Genomic DNA, 14,527 nt, shown 5'->3' on the forward strand with positions numbered 1-14,527 from the left:
AGGATTTGCAATGAACGCCGCCGCGCGCATTGACGATAATTACACCGCCCTTTCGACCGAGGCGCTCGAGGCGAGCATCCAGAACGCCAAGCGCGCCTTGCTGGCGCTCGGCAAGGGCGACGGACATTTCTGCTTCGAACTCGAAGCCGACACGACAATCCCGGCCGAATATGTGCTGATGCGCCACTTTCGCGCCGAGCCCGTCGACGCCGAACTCGAACGCAAGATCGCCGTCTATCTGCGCCGCTGCCAAGGCGATCACGGCGGCTGGCCGCTCTATCAAGACGGGCCTTTCCACATCAGCTCCAGCGTGAAGGCCTATTTCGCGCTCAAGATGATCGGCGACGACGTCGACGCGCCGCATATGGCGCGCGCGCGCGAGGCGATCCTCGCTTATGGCGGCGCCGCCAGGAGCAATGTGTTCACCCGTTCGCTGCTGGCGCTCTACGGAGAAATTCCGTGGCGCGGCGTGCCGGTGATGCCTGTCGAAATCATGCTGCTGCCGAAGTGGTTTCCGTTCCACCTCGACAAGATCTCCTATTGGGGCCGCACAGTTCTCGTGCCGATGCTCGTGCTGATGACGAAAAAGCCGCGCGCGAAGAACCCGAATAATGTCCACATTCCCGAACTCTTCACGACGCCGCCGGAACAGGTGAAGGTTTGGCCGAAGGGCGAACATCAGACCTGGCCCTGGGCGCATGTCTTCGGCGAAGTCGACAAGCTGCTGCGCCTTATCGAGCCCTACATGCCGAAGGGCCCGCGCGAGCGTTCGATCGAACTCGCCGTAGAATGGACGACCGAGCGGCTCAATGGATTCGACGGGCTCGGCGCCATCTTTCCATCGATGGTCAACAGCCTGCTGATGTATGACGTCCTCGGCGTGCCTGAGGGCGACGAGCGCAAGCGGCAGGCCCGCGAGGCGATCGAGCGCCTGCTCGTCGTCAACGACACGGAAGCCTATTGCCAGCCCTGCGTCTCGCCTGTCTGGGACACCTGCCTGACGGCGCACACCTTGCTCGAAACCGGCGACGAGGACGCGCGCGAGGCCGCCCGCCAAGCCTGCGAATGGCTCGCGCCGCTGCAGGTGCTCGACGTCAAGGGCGACTGGGCGGCGACGCGGCCCGACGTTCGGCCCGGAGGCTGGGCCTTCCAATATGGCAACGCCTATTATCCGGACGTCGACGACACGGCCGTCGTCGTGACCGCGATGGATCGCCTGATGGCGAACGACACCTCCCGTCCCTACGACGAGCGCATCGCCCGCGCCAAGGAATGGGTCGTCGGCATGCAGTCGAAGAATGGCGGCTGGGGCGCCTTCGACGCCGACAACACCTATCACTATCTCAACCACATCCCCTTCGCCGACCACGGCGCGCTGCTCGACCCGCCGACGGCGGACGTTTCCGCGCGCTGCGTCTCCATGCTCGCGCAACTCGGCGAAACGGTCGACTCGAGCGAATGCCTCAAGCGCGGCGTCGACTATCTGCTGAAAGAGCAGGAAAAGGACGGCAGCTGGTTTGGCCGCTGGGGCGCGAATTACATCTACGGAACATGGTCGACGCTTTGCGCGCTCAACGCCATCGGCCTGCCGCACGACCATGACGCCTACCGTCGCGCCGTCGCATGGCTGACGGCGATTCAGAATGACGACGGCGGCTGGGGCGAGGACCTCTCGAGCTACAAGCTTAATTACAAGGGCTATGAGAAGGCCGCTTCGACCGCCTCGCAAACGGCGTGGGCGCTGCTCGCGCTGATGGCGGCGGGCGAGGTCGACCATCCCGCCGTCGCCCGTGGGATCGCCTATCTTCAGTCGACGCAGAACGAAGGCGGTCTATGGAGCGAGGCGCGCTTCACCGCCACGGGTTTCCCGCGCGTGTTTTATTTGCGCTATCATGGCTACGGTAAGTTTTTCCCGCTCTGGGCGCTCGCGCGCTATCGCAATTTGCGGCGCGCCAACAGCAAGCGCGTGCAGGTTGGGCTCTAGAAGCTTTGTAGCCGGGAGGAACGATGGCGCGCGGCGCAATCCGCAGAAGGACCGCTGACCTGAGCGCCGTCGCGCCCATTCTCGTCATTGTCGGCATGAAGCGGGAAGCCGCCTGCGCCGCCGGCGAGGGCGTCACGACCCTGTGCAGCGGCGCCAATGTCGCGCGCCTCCGGCATCAGCTCGATACGCTCGGCGAGAATCATTTCTCCGCGGTCGTCAGCTTCGGGCTCGCGGGCGGCCTCGACTATGCGCTGCGGCCAGGCCATGTCGTCGTGGCTGACGCCGTCGTCGCAGGAGAGGCGCGGCGCGACACGCATCCGCGGCTCTCGTCAGTGCTGATGAAAGGCGCCGCCGCGGCGGGCTGCAAGGTTTCGCCCGGCGCCATCGTCGGGGTCGACGCGCCGGCGATGCACCCTGCCGCCAAAGCGGCGCTGCGCGAGGGCGCGCGAGCGGTGGCGGTCGATATGGAATCGCATGTCGCCGAAGAATTTGCGCGTCGGCGGGAGCTTCCTTTCGTCGCGCTGCGCGCGATCAGCGATCCGGCGGCGCGCGCGCTGCCGCCGCTTGTCGCCAAGGCGCTGACGCCGGAGGGCGACATTCGCGCGCTGGGCGTCGCCCGCGAACTTATGCGCGGGCCGCATCAACTTGGCGGCATGATTCGCGCGGGACTCGATTCCCGCGCCGCCTTTGTCTCGCTAGGCCGCTGTGGACCGTTGCTCGGCCCGCTGCTGCGCCTCATGCTCGCGGATCTCTGAGAGCTTGGCGACGTTTTCGTCGAAGACGTATTCGGCCGGGCGCTGGTTTTCGAGCGAAATATCCGGCGCCATCGGGCCTTCCGTGCGCACCCCGAAGAGCGCGACGGCGGCGGCCCGCCAGGGGCGCCGCACCGAATCCGCGACGGCGGTCGCCTCGAAGCCGCAATGCACCATGCAGTCGGCGCATTTCTCGTAATTGCCCACGCCGTAGGAGTCCCAGTTGGTCTCCTCCATCAGCTGCTTGAAGGTCGGCACATAGCCCTCGCCGAGAAGGTAGCAGGGACGCTGCCAGCCGAACACCGTGCGCAGCGGCATGCCCCAGGGCGTGCAGCGATAGCTGACGTTGCCGGCGAGGAAATCCATGAACAGAGTGGACTGGGTGAAGTCCCAGGCCTTTCCGCCCCGGCCGCGGCGCAGGATGGCGCGGAACAATTCCTTGGTGCGGGTGCGGTTGAGGAAGTGAGTCTGGTCGGGCGCCCGCTCATAGGCGTAACCCGGCGAAAGCGTCATGCCGTCGACGCCGAGCTCGGTCGTGGCGTCGAGGAACTTGGCGACGCGCTCGGGATCGGCGTCGGAAAAGAAGGTGCTGTTGGTGGTGACGCGGAAACCCTTCGACTTCGCCAGCTTGATCGCCTCGACGGCGCGCTCGTAAACGCCGTCCTGACAGACCGCGCGGTCGTGCATCTCCTTGTCGCCGTCGAGATGGATGGACCAGGTGAAATAGGGGCTCGGCTTGAAGAGGTCGATCTTCTTGGCGAGCAGCAGCGCGTTGGTGCAGACGATCGCGAATTTGCGGCGCGCGACGATGCCTTCGACGATCTGCGGCAGATCCTTGTGCAGAAGCGGCTCGCCGCCGGCGACCACCACCACGGGCGCCCCGCACTCGTCCACCGACCGGAGCGCGTCTTCCACCGACAGCCGCTTGTTGAGGATATGATCGGGGTAATCGATCTTGCCGCAGCCGGCGCAGGCGAGATTGCAGCGGAACAGCGGCTCCATCATGAGCACGAGCGGGTAGCGCTGCACGCCCATGAGGTGCTGCTTGACGAGATAGGCGCCGATTTTTGCGATATAGCGGAACGGAATGGCCACGGCTGACCCCTTGATGACTCGACGGGTTCAAGGCCCGTCAGCGCGAGTCGCGGCCGAACGGCCCAGCCGCAGACAATAATCCCGCCCTCTAACACGAATCCTTTTGCGAGGGAAAGCGGGGCGCTGCGCCGCATCAAGCCGCTGATCCGGAGGCGGAACCGGACGCGGCGGGAACCGGCGAGCGCGCTGCGCCGCAGCGGCGGGCGCGCTTGCGCTTGAAGCGCAAATCCGTCTCAATTCGCCGGCAACTTCACCACCCGATATTTCTCCAAGGAGCGGACATGCGCAGCCGGCCGGTTCCAGCGTCGAGAGCGTCTGCTTAATGGCCGCCCCCGCGCAACAGGCGCGCGTTCCCGATTCCTCCACGCCGCGAAGGCGCCTCGGTCTCTTGGACGCGCTGACCTCCCCGCTCGTTCGTCTGTGGAGCGGCGATCTCAATCTCGGCCGGCTCGGCATGGCGGCCGCCCTGCCCGTCCTCGCCTGGGTCTTCTACACGACGTCGTCCGGCATGATCGACATCATGCAAAAGGAGCCCGGCGACGTGATCGGCATCGCGGGCACGCTGATCGCGACGACTGCCGTCCTCACCATGCTTGCCGCGACGTCCTGGTCGCTCGGCGTCGACCTTGCCGCGCTCATCGCGCGGCGGCGGATGGCGCGCGAACGCATGATCATCAAGACCGGCGTCACGGCGCTGGTCTTCGCCTTCGTCTTCTCGATCTCCGCCTTTTTTTCCTTCACCTATTATTACAACAACATCTTCAAGCTCTCCTCGCGCAAGATCGTCGCCGAGCTGCAGCCGATGGAGCTTGCGACGGAAGTCATCCTGCCGGCGACGAAAGCGATCGCCGCCGCCTATGAGGCGACCTCCGCGCGCATCGCTCAGACGGCGAGCTACAAAGCCTATCTCGACGCGATCGACGGTCTCATCGACACGGCGCGGCAGGCGGGGCCGGCGCTGCGCGACGCCATTCGGAAACGGCAAGAGGCGCAGCAGGCGGTCATCGCGCAGGCTGCGAGCCAGGCCGCGGCGGAATTGGAAAGCGCGCAGGCGGCGGTGCGCCAGCTGGAGGATGCGCGCCGCGAGATCGAGGCGCTTGAGCGCAGCATCGGCGAACTCGACGTCGTCATCAAAGCCAAGCAGGACGAGATGGCGTCGGCGGCCGCCACAGTGCGTCAGGAAGAGCAGCTTGCCGTCGACGCCGCACATGGACTCGATGGCCTGGGCGCGGCCTGCGGCCCGAATTGCCGCAGTCATCGAGATAAAGCGGCCGAAGCGACGCGGCGGATGTCGGCGCTCAAGCAGACACTCGCCGGTCCCACGAGCGAAAGGGCGAGCGCTGCGAAGCGACGCGACGCGCTCAACGCTCAGACGATCACGCTGAAACAAAAGGCCGAGGCTGCGCGCGCCGCCTCGGCGCGGCCTATGCCGAAAGGCGAAGCCGCGCTCGATCTCGACGCCACTTTGCGCGACCTCGCCGCGCTGCGCGACCAGCTGCGCATGGATCCCACGTGGCGCGCGGTGCGCGACGCGAAGCCCCTGTGCGAGCCGATTCTCGCGGCGGCGCGGCAATCGAATGCGCTGCCGGGGAGCGTTCCGCGCGACTTCGCTTGCGAGCCGCAGGGCGAGGCGCGCGATCTGCTCTCGGCGCGCGACGAAACGATCGCCGCGCGCGCCGCCTTCGACAAGAAATGCGGGCTCGAAGCCGAGCTGCGCGACGAAATCTCGGCCATCGTCGCCAAGATTCGCGCCGCGCCAGGCTCCGACAGAGCGGCCGCCGCCAACGGCTTCAACGCGGCGAAGACTCTCGTCGACGCCTGCGTCGTCTCCGGCAAGGCGGCGGGGCTCTCAGACGAGGAGGTGCGCGAGCTCTTAAAAAAGAGCGACGCCTATCTGCGCACGCACAGCTCCGAGCGCAACAAATTCGAACTGGCGCGCGAAGCCTTTTGGAGCTTCACCCCGGATTCGACCATGGCGATCGGCGTCGCCATGGCGCAGGACGCCTTTCTGTTCATCATGAAATTCCTGTCGGAGATCTTCAAACGCGGCTACGAGGCGCGTGAGCGGCGTCAGTTCGCCGCGCCCATCGATCTTTCCGATGACGAGGACCAGCCGGTCGATGTCCGCGCCATGAAGGCGATCCTGCGCGCGGCGCGTCCGGTTCACGGCGATATGAGCGAGATCGCGCCCGAGGCCGAAGCAATTTCGTCGCTGCCGCCGAATGTCCACGAAAATGTCGTCGCCATTCTCAACCGGCTGGTGCGTGACGAAATCGCCCATGTCGATCGCAAAGGCGCCTATCTCGTCGACAATGTCACCGTCGCGCAGATCGAATCGCGACTCTTCGCGGCGCTGAAGCCGCGCGCCGCCCGCGCCCTGCACTACACTGCCGACGGCGCGGCCAGCGGTCCGCGCGCCTATTATTCGGACGTCGGCGCCGCCAATTCGCCGCGGCGGCGCTCCGGCGCGCTCGAGCGCTATCTGACCGCCGAACCGGCGTCGGGTGACAGACGCTCGCCCGGTTAGGGTTCAGGCGGCGGCGGCGGCGGAAGGCGCGGCGAGCCGCTGCGATGGGAGGTATCGCAGGCAAAGGCCCTGCGGCGCATGACGCAGACCGGAAACGACGCTGATCTCGCGCCACCTTGGATAGCTCGCCGGCAGAAATTGCAGCGCCAGACCGATGGCTCTGAGAAACGCCGCTTCGCTTGCGAAATCGTCGGCCCCGAAGGTCAGCGTGGCGTCGGCGCCGGTTTCGGCGCCGCGCGCCAGAAATTCGAGGGTCGGCGCCGCCCAGCGCGACTTGTCCAGCGAATCCTCGAGCGCGTTCCAGATATCCTGCGGGTCGAGGCAGCGGACGACGTAGCGCGCCGGCTCGGCGCTGTACCGCGCGTGCTCGTCCTCGCTCACCAGGTCCGGGCGCGCCTCAAGCTCGGCGCCGGCCATGGCCAGCAGCGCCGCTGGATGCCGTCGCCACTCGGCGGCGGCCACGCTCCATACGGCGCTTTGCTGATAGAGGCGTCCATTGCCTCCTTCCCCGTCCTCGGGGCGAAACCTTGAGCGCAGAAAGACCGCCCGGCCCGAATTTGGCTCCGGCGAGACGCGCGCGACAAGGGAGCCGCGCAAGCGCGCGGCGGGATCGACGAGGTCGGGTTCGACGCGGCGCAGCGCCATTAAGCGCGGCGGCGAAAACAGCCGATCGTCGGCGGGCCGCAGATTGCGGCTGCGCAACGTCACGCCATAGCCTTCCGACGGAGGAACGCTGAGCGTTTCGCCCGAGGCGAGCTTTCCATAATGCAGCCGCTCAACAGAAATTTCGGCCGCCTGGTCGGCGCTGCGCATCGCCCGTCCTTTCGCGCTGAAAGTCCAAGCGACACATTATGCTGAAGAGCCTTAAGCAAGGATTGACGGAATCCGCCTCAGGCGATCTCCTCCATACGCGCGTCGAGCTGCGCATAGGAGAAGGTGAAGGCGCTGTCGAGGCCAAGCGCGGCGTAGAGAAACGGCTCGGCGGTGAGGAACGGACGCCAATATTCATTATAGGCGCGGGCGCCTTCGAGGCCGACGCGACGAAACCGGCGCTCGCCCGGCTGATGCGGATCGATGTTGAGGTTCTGGAAGCGTTTGACGAAGCCATAGGCCGAGGAAACCGTAAAGCGCACCGAAACGCCGCCGCCGCTCGGCGTCTCCAGCGCGCGCAGCCGATCCAGCCAGGGCGCCGCGCGTAAGGATTTGCGCAAGCCGTGCAGCGCCACCGCCGGATCGCAGGCGTAGGTGAAGGCGCTCGGCCCCAGGCGCGCGAACAGCCGCTCGTATTGCGAGAAAACCACGACGAGCCGCCTGAGCTTTTTTTCGGGCGCCAGGGCGAGCCGGTCGATGAGGCGCGCGAGATTGCCGGACCAGCCGGAATCCTCAAGCCGCACCAGCGGCAGCACGATCACGATGGCGTCGGCGTCGAGCATCTGCCTGGCGAGCTTGGCTTTCACGTCGTTGAGGATAGCCACTTCGGCGCCGTCCGGCGGCACGGCGATCTCGCCCGCCGAGTCGATGATTTCGAGAAGCCAGGGTCCGCGCAGCAGCGCGGCCGGCGGGGCTTCGCCGTTCACCGTCAGGCGGAAGCGGTATTCATAGGTGTCGAGCGTGTCGGTGGCGACGCCGCCGTCGGCGAAGTCTCGTCGTAGCCGCTCATAGTCGCCCTGTTCGACCCGCAGCAGGTCGGCTTTCTTCGGCTCAGCGCTCTCGGCGAAGAATTCGGCTTCCGTGATGGGCTGCAGCCCCGGCCGCAGCCGCGGCGAATAGCCAAAGGCGCTTTGGGCGACGCAATCGACGAGCGAGGCGAGCAGAGACGACTTGCCGCCCTTCTTGGGGCCGATCAGACAAATCGAAAGTCTTTCGGTCATTCACGCCTTCAACTCGTTGGAACCGGCCTTTAGCGCGACAATACAGGCGGCAGGCGCCCGGCGGAAGGTGACGCGCGCGCCATGGCCGTGGTAAGCGCGCGCATGCTTGAAGGTCTTCCGCCCAATAACGCCAGCCACATGCTGCGCCTCGATTGCGACGAAAAACGCGCTCGCGCCATCGCCGATCTCATCGTCGAGACCTTCGATCCGACAGAAACCGCCGCCGCGGCTTTCGAACTCGACGGCGGGCCGCGCTGGTCGGTCGAGGTCTATTTCGCCGACGCTCCCGACGAAGCGCAGATTCTAGAACTCATCGCAGCCGCTACAGACGCAAAAACCGCGCAGGCAGCGCGGTTCTCGACCGTCGCCGAGGAGGACTGGGTCGAGAGCGCCCTGGCGGGGCTGGCGCCGGTGCGGGCCGGCCGGGTCCTCGTGCATGGCGCCCATGATCGGAGCCGGCGGCGTCCGAACGACATCGGCGTCGAAATCGAGGCGGCGCTCGCCTTCGGCACCGGCCATCACGGCACGACGCTCGGCTGCCTCAAGGCGCTCGACAGGATCGCCAAGCGCCGCCGCCCCAGGCGCATTCTGGATGTCGGAACCGGCACCGGCGTTCTGGCGATCGCCGCCGCGCTGATCTTTCATCAGCGCGTCGCCTGCGGCGACATCGATCCCGTCGCGGTCGAGACGGCCAGGGCCAACGCGATCGCCAATGGCGCCGGCCCCTATGTGCGCCCCGTGGTCGCCGCCGGGCTGCGCCACCCGTCGCTGCAAGGCGAGTATGATCTGATCTTCGCCAATATTTTGGCGAAGCCCTTGCGCCTGCTTGCGCCGCAGATCGCCAGCGCCGCTGCGCCTGACGCGGAGCTGGTGCTCTCAGGACTGCTGGCGCGCGACGTGCCCGGCGTGCTCGACGCCTACCGCGGCCAGGGATTTTTCTTGGCGGAGCGGGGCGACATCGACGGCTGGGCGACTCTGCTGCTCAGGCGCGGCGGTCGCAGCTAGCGCCCACCCGTCAAAAGTTCGAGGCATTGCCCGTGCCGCGCAACGTGCATAGGTTGTGCGCATGTTCGAAGCGAAATTCCAGACCTTCGTCGACGACGCCGCGCGCGGAGACAGCGCCGCGCGCCTCAAGGCGCTGCGCACTGAACTGAAACGCCAGGGGCTCGACGGCTTTCTCGTGCCGCGCGCCGACGCGCATCAGAACGAATATGTGCCGAAATGCGCTGAGCGGCTCGCCTGGCTCACCGGCTTCACCGGCTCGGCCGGCTTCGCAATCGTGCTGGAGAAGCAGGCGGCGATCTTCGTCGACGGGCGCTACGTAATCCAGGTGCGCGGCGAGATCGACGCGAAGCTCTTCAAGCCGATCGACATCGCCGAGACGACGCCCGCAAATTGGCTCAGCGAACATGCGCGCGAAGGCGCGCGCATCGGCTACGACCCCTGGGTGCACACCAGCGGGCAGATCGAACGCTTCGCCAAGACGCTCGCGGACAAGAAGATCGAACTCGTTCCGCTCGACGCCAATCCGATCGACGCGCTGTGGACCGACCGCCCGGCCGAGCCGAAGGGCGCGGTGACGATTCATCCAGCGCGCTACGCCGGCGAGAGCGCGAGCGCGAAGATCAAGAAGCTGCGCGCGGCGCTCAAAGACGCCGACGCCGCGTTGATGTCCGATCCGCATGCGATCTGCTGGGCGTTCAACATTCGCGGCGCCGACGTCGCGCATACGCCCATCGCGCTTGGTTTCGCCCTGCTGTCCAGGGAAGGCGCGCCTGTGCTCTATATCGACGCGGAGAAGCTCACGCCCAAGGTGCGCGCGGCGTTGGAAAAATTCCTGACGCTGAAGACTCCCGAAATCCTCATCGACGATCTCGTCGAGGCCGGGAAGCGCGGCGCCAGCATCCTCTTCGATTCGGCGACCGCGCCGGCGAAGCTCGTCGAGACTTTGCGCGCGGCGGGCGGCAAGCCGCGCCTCGCCGACGATCCGGCGACCCTGCCAAAGGCGATCAAGAACGAGAGAGAGCTGCAAGGCGCGCGGGAAGCGCATATTCGCGACGGCGCCGCGCTGACGCGCTTCCTCGCCTGGTTCTCGGAGGCCGCGCCGAAGGGGGGCCTCACCGAGATCTCCGCGGCCGAGGCGCTGGAAACCTTTCGCCGCGAGAACGGCGATCTGCGCGACATCTCCTTCCCGACGATCTCCGCCTTCGGCGAACATGCGGCGATCCCGCATTATCGGGTGACGGAAAAGAGCAATCTCAAGATCGGGCGCGGCGTCTATCTCGTCGATTCCGGCGCGCAATATCTCGACGGCACCACCGACGTGACGCGCACCGTCGTCGTCGGGCCGGCGTCGAAACAATTGCGCGAACATTTCACGCGCGTGCTCAAAGGCCATATCGCCATCGCCCGCGCCGTGTTCCCGAAGGGCGTGTCCGGCGCGCAGCTCGACGCCTTCGCGCGCCGCGCGCTGTGGGAGGCGGGCCTCGATTTCGACCACGGCACGGGACATGGCGTGGGCTCCTACCTCTCCGTGCATGAGGGGCCGCAGCGCATCTCGAAGCTCGGCGCTGCGCCGTTGCAGCCGGGCATGATCCTGTCGAACGAACCCGGCTATTACCGCGCCGGAGAATATGGAATCAGGCTCGAGAATCTCGTGATCGTCGAGAAGCGCGAGATCAAGGGCGCCGAGCGCGAGATGTATGGTTTCGAGACCATCACGCTTGCGCCTTTCGATCTGAATTGCATCGAGCCGAAATTGCTGGCGCCGGAAGAAATCGGCTGGCTCAACGCCTATCATGCGCAGGTGCGCAAGACGCTTTCGCCGCTCGTGGACGCCGGGACGCGCAAGTGGCTGCGCGAGGCGACGCGGTCAGTTTGAAGATGTCGTAGCAGCGAACTTTCGATTCTGTTGCGCTCTAAAGCGCCGGTCGCTCGGAGAAGAATGTCATGAGCCTTGACGCTGAATCGAGTCCGAACGACCCCGTCGCCGCTTTGGCCGGCGAGGCTTTCGCCAAAGCCGTGACGACATTGGCGCGCGGACACATGCTGACGCCCTTCGGCGTCGCGCGGTCGGAGGCGGGCGTCGACCGCCCGCAGCAGTTCGTCGTCAGCGAGGCCGGCGAGATCGACGTCGCCGAGAGCGTCGAAGCGGCGCTGCAGTGGCTGGAAGACGAAGCGCCAAACGCCGACATCTGCATGATCATTCTCGACGGCTATCTCAGCGGCGAAGATGGCCGCATCGACGCATTGGTGGGGCGCGCGCTGTCATTAAAGCGGCAGTTGATGGTCGAGATCGCGCTTCCCTATGAAAGCGCCGAAGACGACGAAGGCTTTGAATTCTCGGACCCGCAATATCGCTTTTCCGGCGTCGCCGAAGATGGCGTCGAGAACGAAACGGTCAACGTCAACGCCGACGCCTTCGATGCGGTGTTCCGCAACGCCTTCGCCAAACACGCGCCGGAATAGCGGCGTCATCAAACCATCACGCGACCGTCACACATCCTCTATCCGAACGTCACCAAACCGCAGCCTCCGCGTCGCGAAACCGCAGCGTGCGTCGCGTAGCGTTGCGTCATGGCGTTCACATCGGACCAGCTGGCGAAGCTGACGCGAGACGCGTCAGTCGAGCCGCAAACAGACGTCGCCGTCGTCGCCACGTGGGGACAACGTCTCATCGAAGTCGACATGGCGGCGGTTCATCTCTTCTCACGAATGGCGCGCCCGGCGTTGGGCAGATTTCTCGCCGTCGCCATCAGCAAGCTCGGCAATGGCTGGATCTATCTGATCCTTGCGCCGATCGTCCTCATCGGGCTCGGCTGGCAGGGATTGCATGTCGCGGCGCTCGCGGGGCTGAACGCCGCGCTGCTGCACATCCTCTATCCGCTCATCAAGCGGCGCTTCGGCCGCAGGCGTCCGTTCCATGTCGACGCGCGGCTGCCCTCGCTGCTCAAGACGCTCGACGATCATTCCTTTCCGAGCGGCCATGCGATGACGCTGACCGGCGTGCTCGCGCCCATCGTCATCGCCTGGCCGGCGACGACGCTCTCGGCGGCGCTGCTCGTCCTGTCGATGGCCTGGTCGCGCATCGCGACGGCGCATCATTATCCAAGCGACGTCGCCGCCGGCATCGCGCTCGGCGCCGGCCTTTCCTACCCGCTCGCGAGCGGCATTCTCGCCTATTGGTGAGCCTTACGCGGCCTGCGGCAGATCGATCGCGGGCGTCGAAGCGGCGATGACCCGCCCGCCGACGCCGCGTAGCGCCCCTTCGACAAGCTCCAATCCGAGAAAGCGCGCGCGCTCCACCGGTCCCGGCATCGTCAGGCGTTCAGTAAAGCGCCGCTCGAATCCAAAGCGCGCATAATACGGCGCGTCGCCGACGAGCAGCACGGCGCGATGGCCAAGATCGGCCGCGCGCGCGAGCGATTCGCGGATCAGCGCGCCGCCGACGCCGAGCGAGCGCTTCTCGGCCGATACGGCGAGAGGGCCGAGCAGCAGCGACGCGCGCCCGCCGGCCAGGACAGGCCAAAGACGCAGCGTGCCGATGAGCGCGCCGTCATTTTCCGTCGCGACAAGCGAGAGGCCAGGCGCCGGCGCCGATCCGTTGCGGAGTCGTTGGCAAGTTTTGAGAAACCGTGCGGGGCCGAAGGCGGTGTCCAGCAAGGCTTCGCGCGCTTCCACGTCCGTCGACTTTTCGTCTCGCATTGCGAAAAGCGCCGGAGCGACGCACCCATTCGGCGCGACGCGCGAGACGATGTGATTTGGGCATGCATGTTCAAAGGCCATCTTTTCCTCCCTTCGGAAGGACAAGCGACCCTCGCGCCTGGCGCATGACGCGCCCGCCGAACGGGACCGGATTATTTGAACGCGCTTCTCGATTCTCGCCGTCATGTCCGCGCTTGTCGCGGGCATCCACGCGCGCCGCTATGCGAATCTTCAGCGTTGGCGCAGCCTCTCGGCGTGGATGGCCGGGGCAAGCCCGGCCATGAAGCAATTGCTGCGCGAGGCGCGCAGAGCCGCTCAGATCACATGCGTCTCGAGCGGCGGGAAGCCGTTGAAGCCCACGGCCGAATAGGTCGTCGTGTAGGCTCCGGTTCCCTCGATCAGCACCTTCGCGCCGATCTCCAGAGAGACCGGCAAGTGATAGGGCTGCTTCTCGTAGAGCACGTCGACGCTGTCGCAGCTCGGGCCCGCGACGACGCAGGGACTCGTCGGCGCGCCGTCCGAAGGCGTGCGGATCGGATAGCGGATCATCTCGTCGGTCGTCTCGGCAAGGCCGTTGAACTTGCCGATGTCGAGATAGACCCAGCGGATCTCGCCCGCTTCCTCGGACTTCTTCGAGATCAGCACGACTTCCGCTTCGATCAGCCCGGCGTTGCCGACCATGCCGCGACCCGGCTCGATGATCGTCTCCGGAATGCGGTTGCCGAAATGCTTGGACAGCGCGCGGAAGATCGCGGCGCCATATTGCTTCACCGCCGGCACGTTCCTCAGATATTTCGTCGGGAAGCCGCCGCCGAGATTGACCATCTGCAGATTGATCCCCCGCTCCGCGAGCTCGCGGAAGATGTCGGACGCCGACTTCAGGGCGCCGTCCCACATGCGCGGATTCGTCTGCTGCGAGCCGACATGGAACGAAACGCCGTAAGCGTTCAGGCCCAGTCGATGCGCATGCTCCAGAACGCCCGTCGCCATCTCGGGGGCGCAGCCGAATTTGCGCGAGAGCGGCCATTCGGCGCCGGAGCCGTCGCACAGGATGCGGCAGAACACCTTGGAGCCTGGCGCGACGCGCGCGATCTTCTCGACTTCCGCCTCGCAATCGACGGCGAAGAGCCGCACGCCGAGCGTATAGGCGCGCGCCACGTCGCGCTCCTTCTTGATCGTGTTGCCAAAGCTGATGCGGTCAGGCGTCGCGCCGGCGGCGAGAACCTGCTCGATCTCGACGACCGAAGCCGTGTCGAAGCACGAGCCGAGCGCAGCCAGCAGCGAGAGCACTTCCGGCGCCGGATTGGCCTTGACCGCATAGAAGACGCGCGTGTCGGGCAGCGCCTTGGCGAATCCGAGATAGTTGTCGCGCACCACATCCAGATCGACGACGAGGCAAGGCCCGTTGTCGCGGCCGTTGCGTCGGCGCTCGGCAAGGAATTCGAGGATGCGGTCGGTCATTTTGGCCCCCTTGCGCGGCGAACCGCGCCCAGATCGTTGAGCGTCAACGGACGCGCCGCTCCGTTCGCCCGCGCGCTTTGGAGACGCGACGAACGTCGGTTTCAGCGGTCCAGGGCCGCGTGAGCGCGCAGCG

Annotated in this window: 12 protein-coding genes; 7 read left to right on the forward strand and 5 right to left on the reverse strand. The window is 66.2% G+C overall.

Annotated elements, in window-relative coordinates; genetic code table 11:
* The first annotated feature begins 10 nt into the window (after positions 1-10).
* Entirely contained in the window at positions 11-1,984 is a 1,974-nt protein-coding gene (gene shc, locus AC0X69_RS07830; RefSeq protein WP_482612906.1) for a squalene--hopene cyclase, read from the forward strand.
* Positions 1,985-2,007: 23 nt separating this feature from the next.
* Entirely contained in the window at positions 2,008-2,739 is a 732-nt protein-coding gene (locus tag AC0X69_RS07835; RefSeq protein ID WP_482612907.1) for a phosphorylase family protein, read from the forward strand.
* Here the strand turns inward: AC0X69_RS07835 and hpnH are convergent.
* The gene (gene hpnH / locus AC0X69_RS07840; RefSeq protein ID WP_482612908.1) at positions 2,680-3,831 is read right to left on the reverse strand and encodes an adenosyl-hopene transferase HpnH; all 1,152 of its coding nucleotides are present in this window, start codon (positions 3,829-3,831) and stop codon (positions 2,680-2,682) included. The genes AC0X69_RS07835 and hpnH overlap by 60 nt on opposite strands.
* 388 nt (positions 3,832-4,219) lie before the next feature.
* Here hpnH and AC0X69_RS07845 point away from each other — a divergent pair, with 388 nt between their 5' ends.
* Entirely contained in the window at positions 4,220-6,358 is a 2,139-nt protein-coding gene (locus AC0X69_RS07845) for a hypothetical protein (protein ID WP_482612909.1), read from the forward strand.
* A 3-nt stretch (positions 6,359-6,361) separates the two neighbouring features.
* Here AC0X69_RS07845 and AC0X69_RS07850 read toward each other — a convergent pair whose 3' ends face one another.
* Together AC0X69_RS07850 and AC0X69_RS07855 are read right to left on the reverse strand one after the other, a co-directional pair.
* Entirely contained in the window at positions 6,362-7,171 is an 810-nt protein-coding gene (locus tag AC0X69_RS07850; protein WP_482612910.1) for a hypothetical protein, read from the reverse strand.
* Positions 7,172-7,248: 77 nt separating this feature from the next.
* The gene (locus tag AC0X69_RS07855) at positions 7,249-8,229 is read right to left on the reverse strand and encodes a hypothetical protein (RefSeq protein ID WP_482612911.1); all 981 of its coding nucleotides are present in this window, start codon (positions 8,227-8,229) and stop codon (positions 7,249-7,251) included.
* A gap of 102 nt (positions 8,230-8,331) precedes the next feature.
* Here AC0X69_RS07855 and AC0X69_RS07860 point away from each other — a divergent pair, with 102 nt between their 5' ends.
* The 4 genes from AC0X69_RS07860 to AC0X69_RS07875 all read left to right on the forward strand — a co-directional run bounded on the left by AC0X69_RS07860 (position 8,332) and on the right by AC0X69_RS07875 (position 12,417).
* A complete protein-coding gene (locus tag AC0X69_RS07860; protein WP_482613324.1) occupies positions 8,332-9,234 on the forward strand; it encodes a 50S ribosomal protein L11 methyltransferase in 903 nt (300 codons plus the stop codon).
* 61 nt (positions 9,235-9,295) lie between these two features.
* A complete protein-coding gene (locus AC0X69_RS07865) occupies positions 9,296-11,110 on the forward strand; it encodes an aminopeptidase P family protein (protein ID WP_482612912.1) in 1,815 nt (604 codons plus the stop codon).
* 68 nt (positions 11,111-11,178) lie between these two features.
* The gene (locus tag AC0X69_RS07870) at positions 11,179-11,697 is read left to right on the forward strand and encodes a hypothetical protein (protein WP_482612913.1); all 519 of its coding nucleotides are present in this window, start codon (positions 11,179-11,181) and stop codon (positions 11,695-11,697) included.
* Positions 11,698-11,805: 108 nt separating this feature from the next.
* Positions 11,806-12,417: a phosphatase PAP2 family protein gene (locus tag AC0X69_RS07875; RefSeq protein ID WP_482612914.1), complete on the forward strand. Its 612-nt coding sequence runs from the start codon at positions 11,806-11,808 to the stop codon at positions 12,415-12,417.
* Positions 12,418-12,420: 3 nt separating this feature from the next.
* Here the strand turns inward: AC0X69_RS07875 and AC0X69_RS07880 are convergent, their stop codons facing one another.
* Together AC0X69_RS07880 and AC0X69_RS07885 are read right to left on the reverse strand one after the other, a co-directional pair.
* Positions 12,421-13,014 carry a GNAT family N-acetyltransferase gene (locus AC0X69_RS07880; protein WP_482612915.1) on the reverse strand — a complete coding sequence of 198 codons (594 nt, stop codon included), beginning with the start codon at positions 13,012-13,014 and terminating at the stop codon, positions 12,421-12,423.
* A gap of 234 nt (positions 13,015-13,248) precedes the next feature.
* Positions 13,249-14,394, reverse strand: a complete 1,146-nt coding sequence (locus AC0X69_RS07885) for a type III PLP-dependent enzyme (protein WP_482612916.1) — start codon at positions 14,392-14,394, stop codon at positions 13,249-13,251.
* Positions 14,395-14,527: the final 133 nt, after the last annotated feature.

It is taken from the genome of Methylocystis sp. Uni0008, assembly GCF_056838045.1.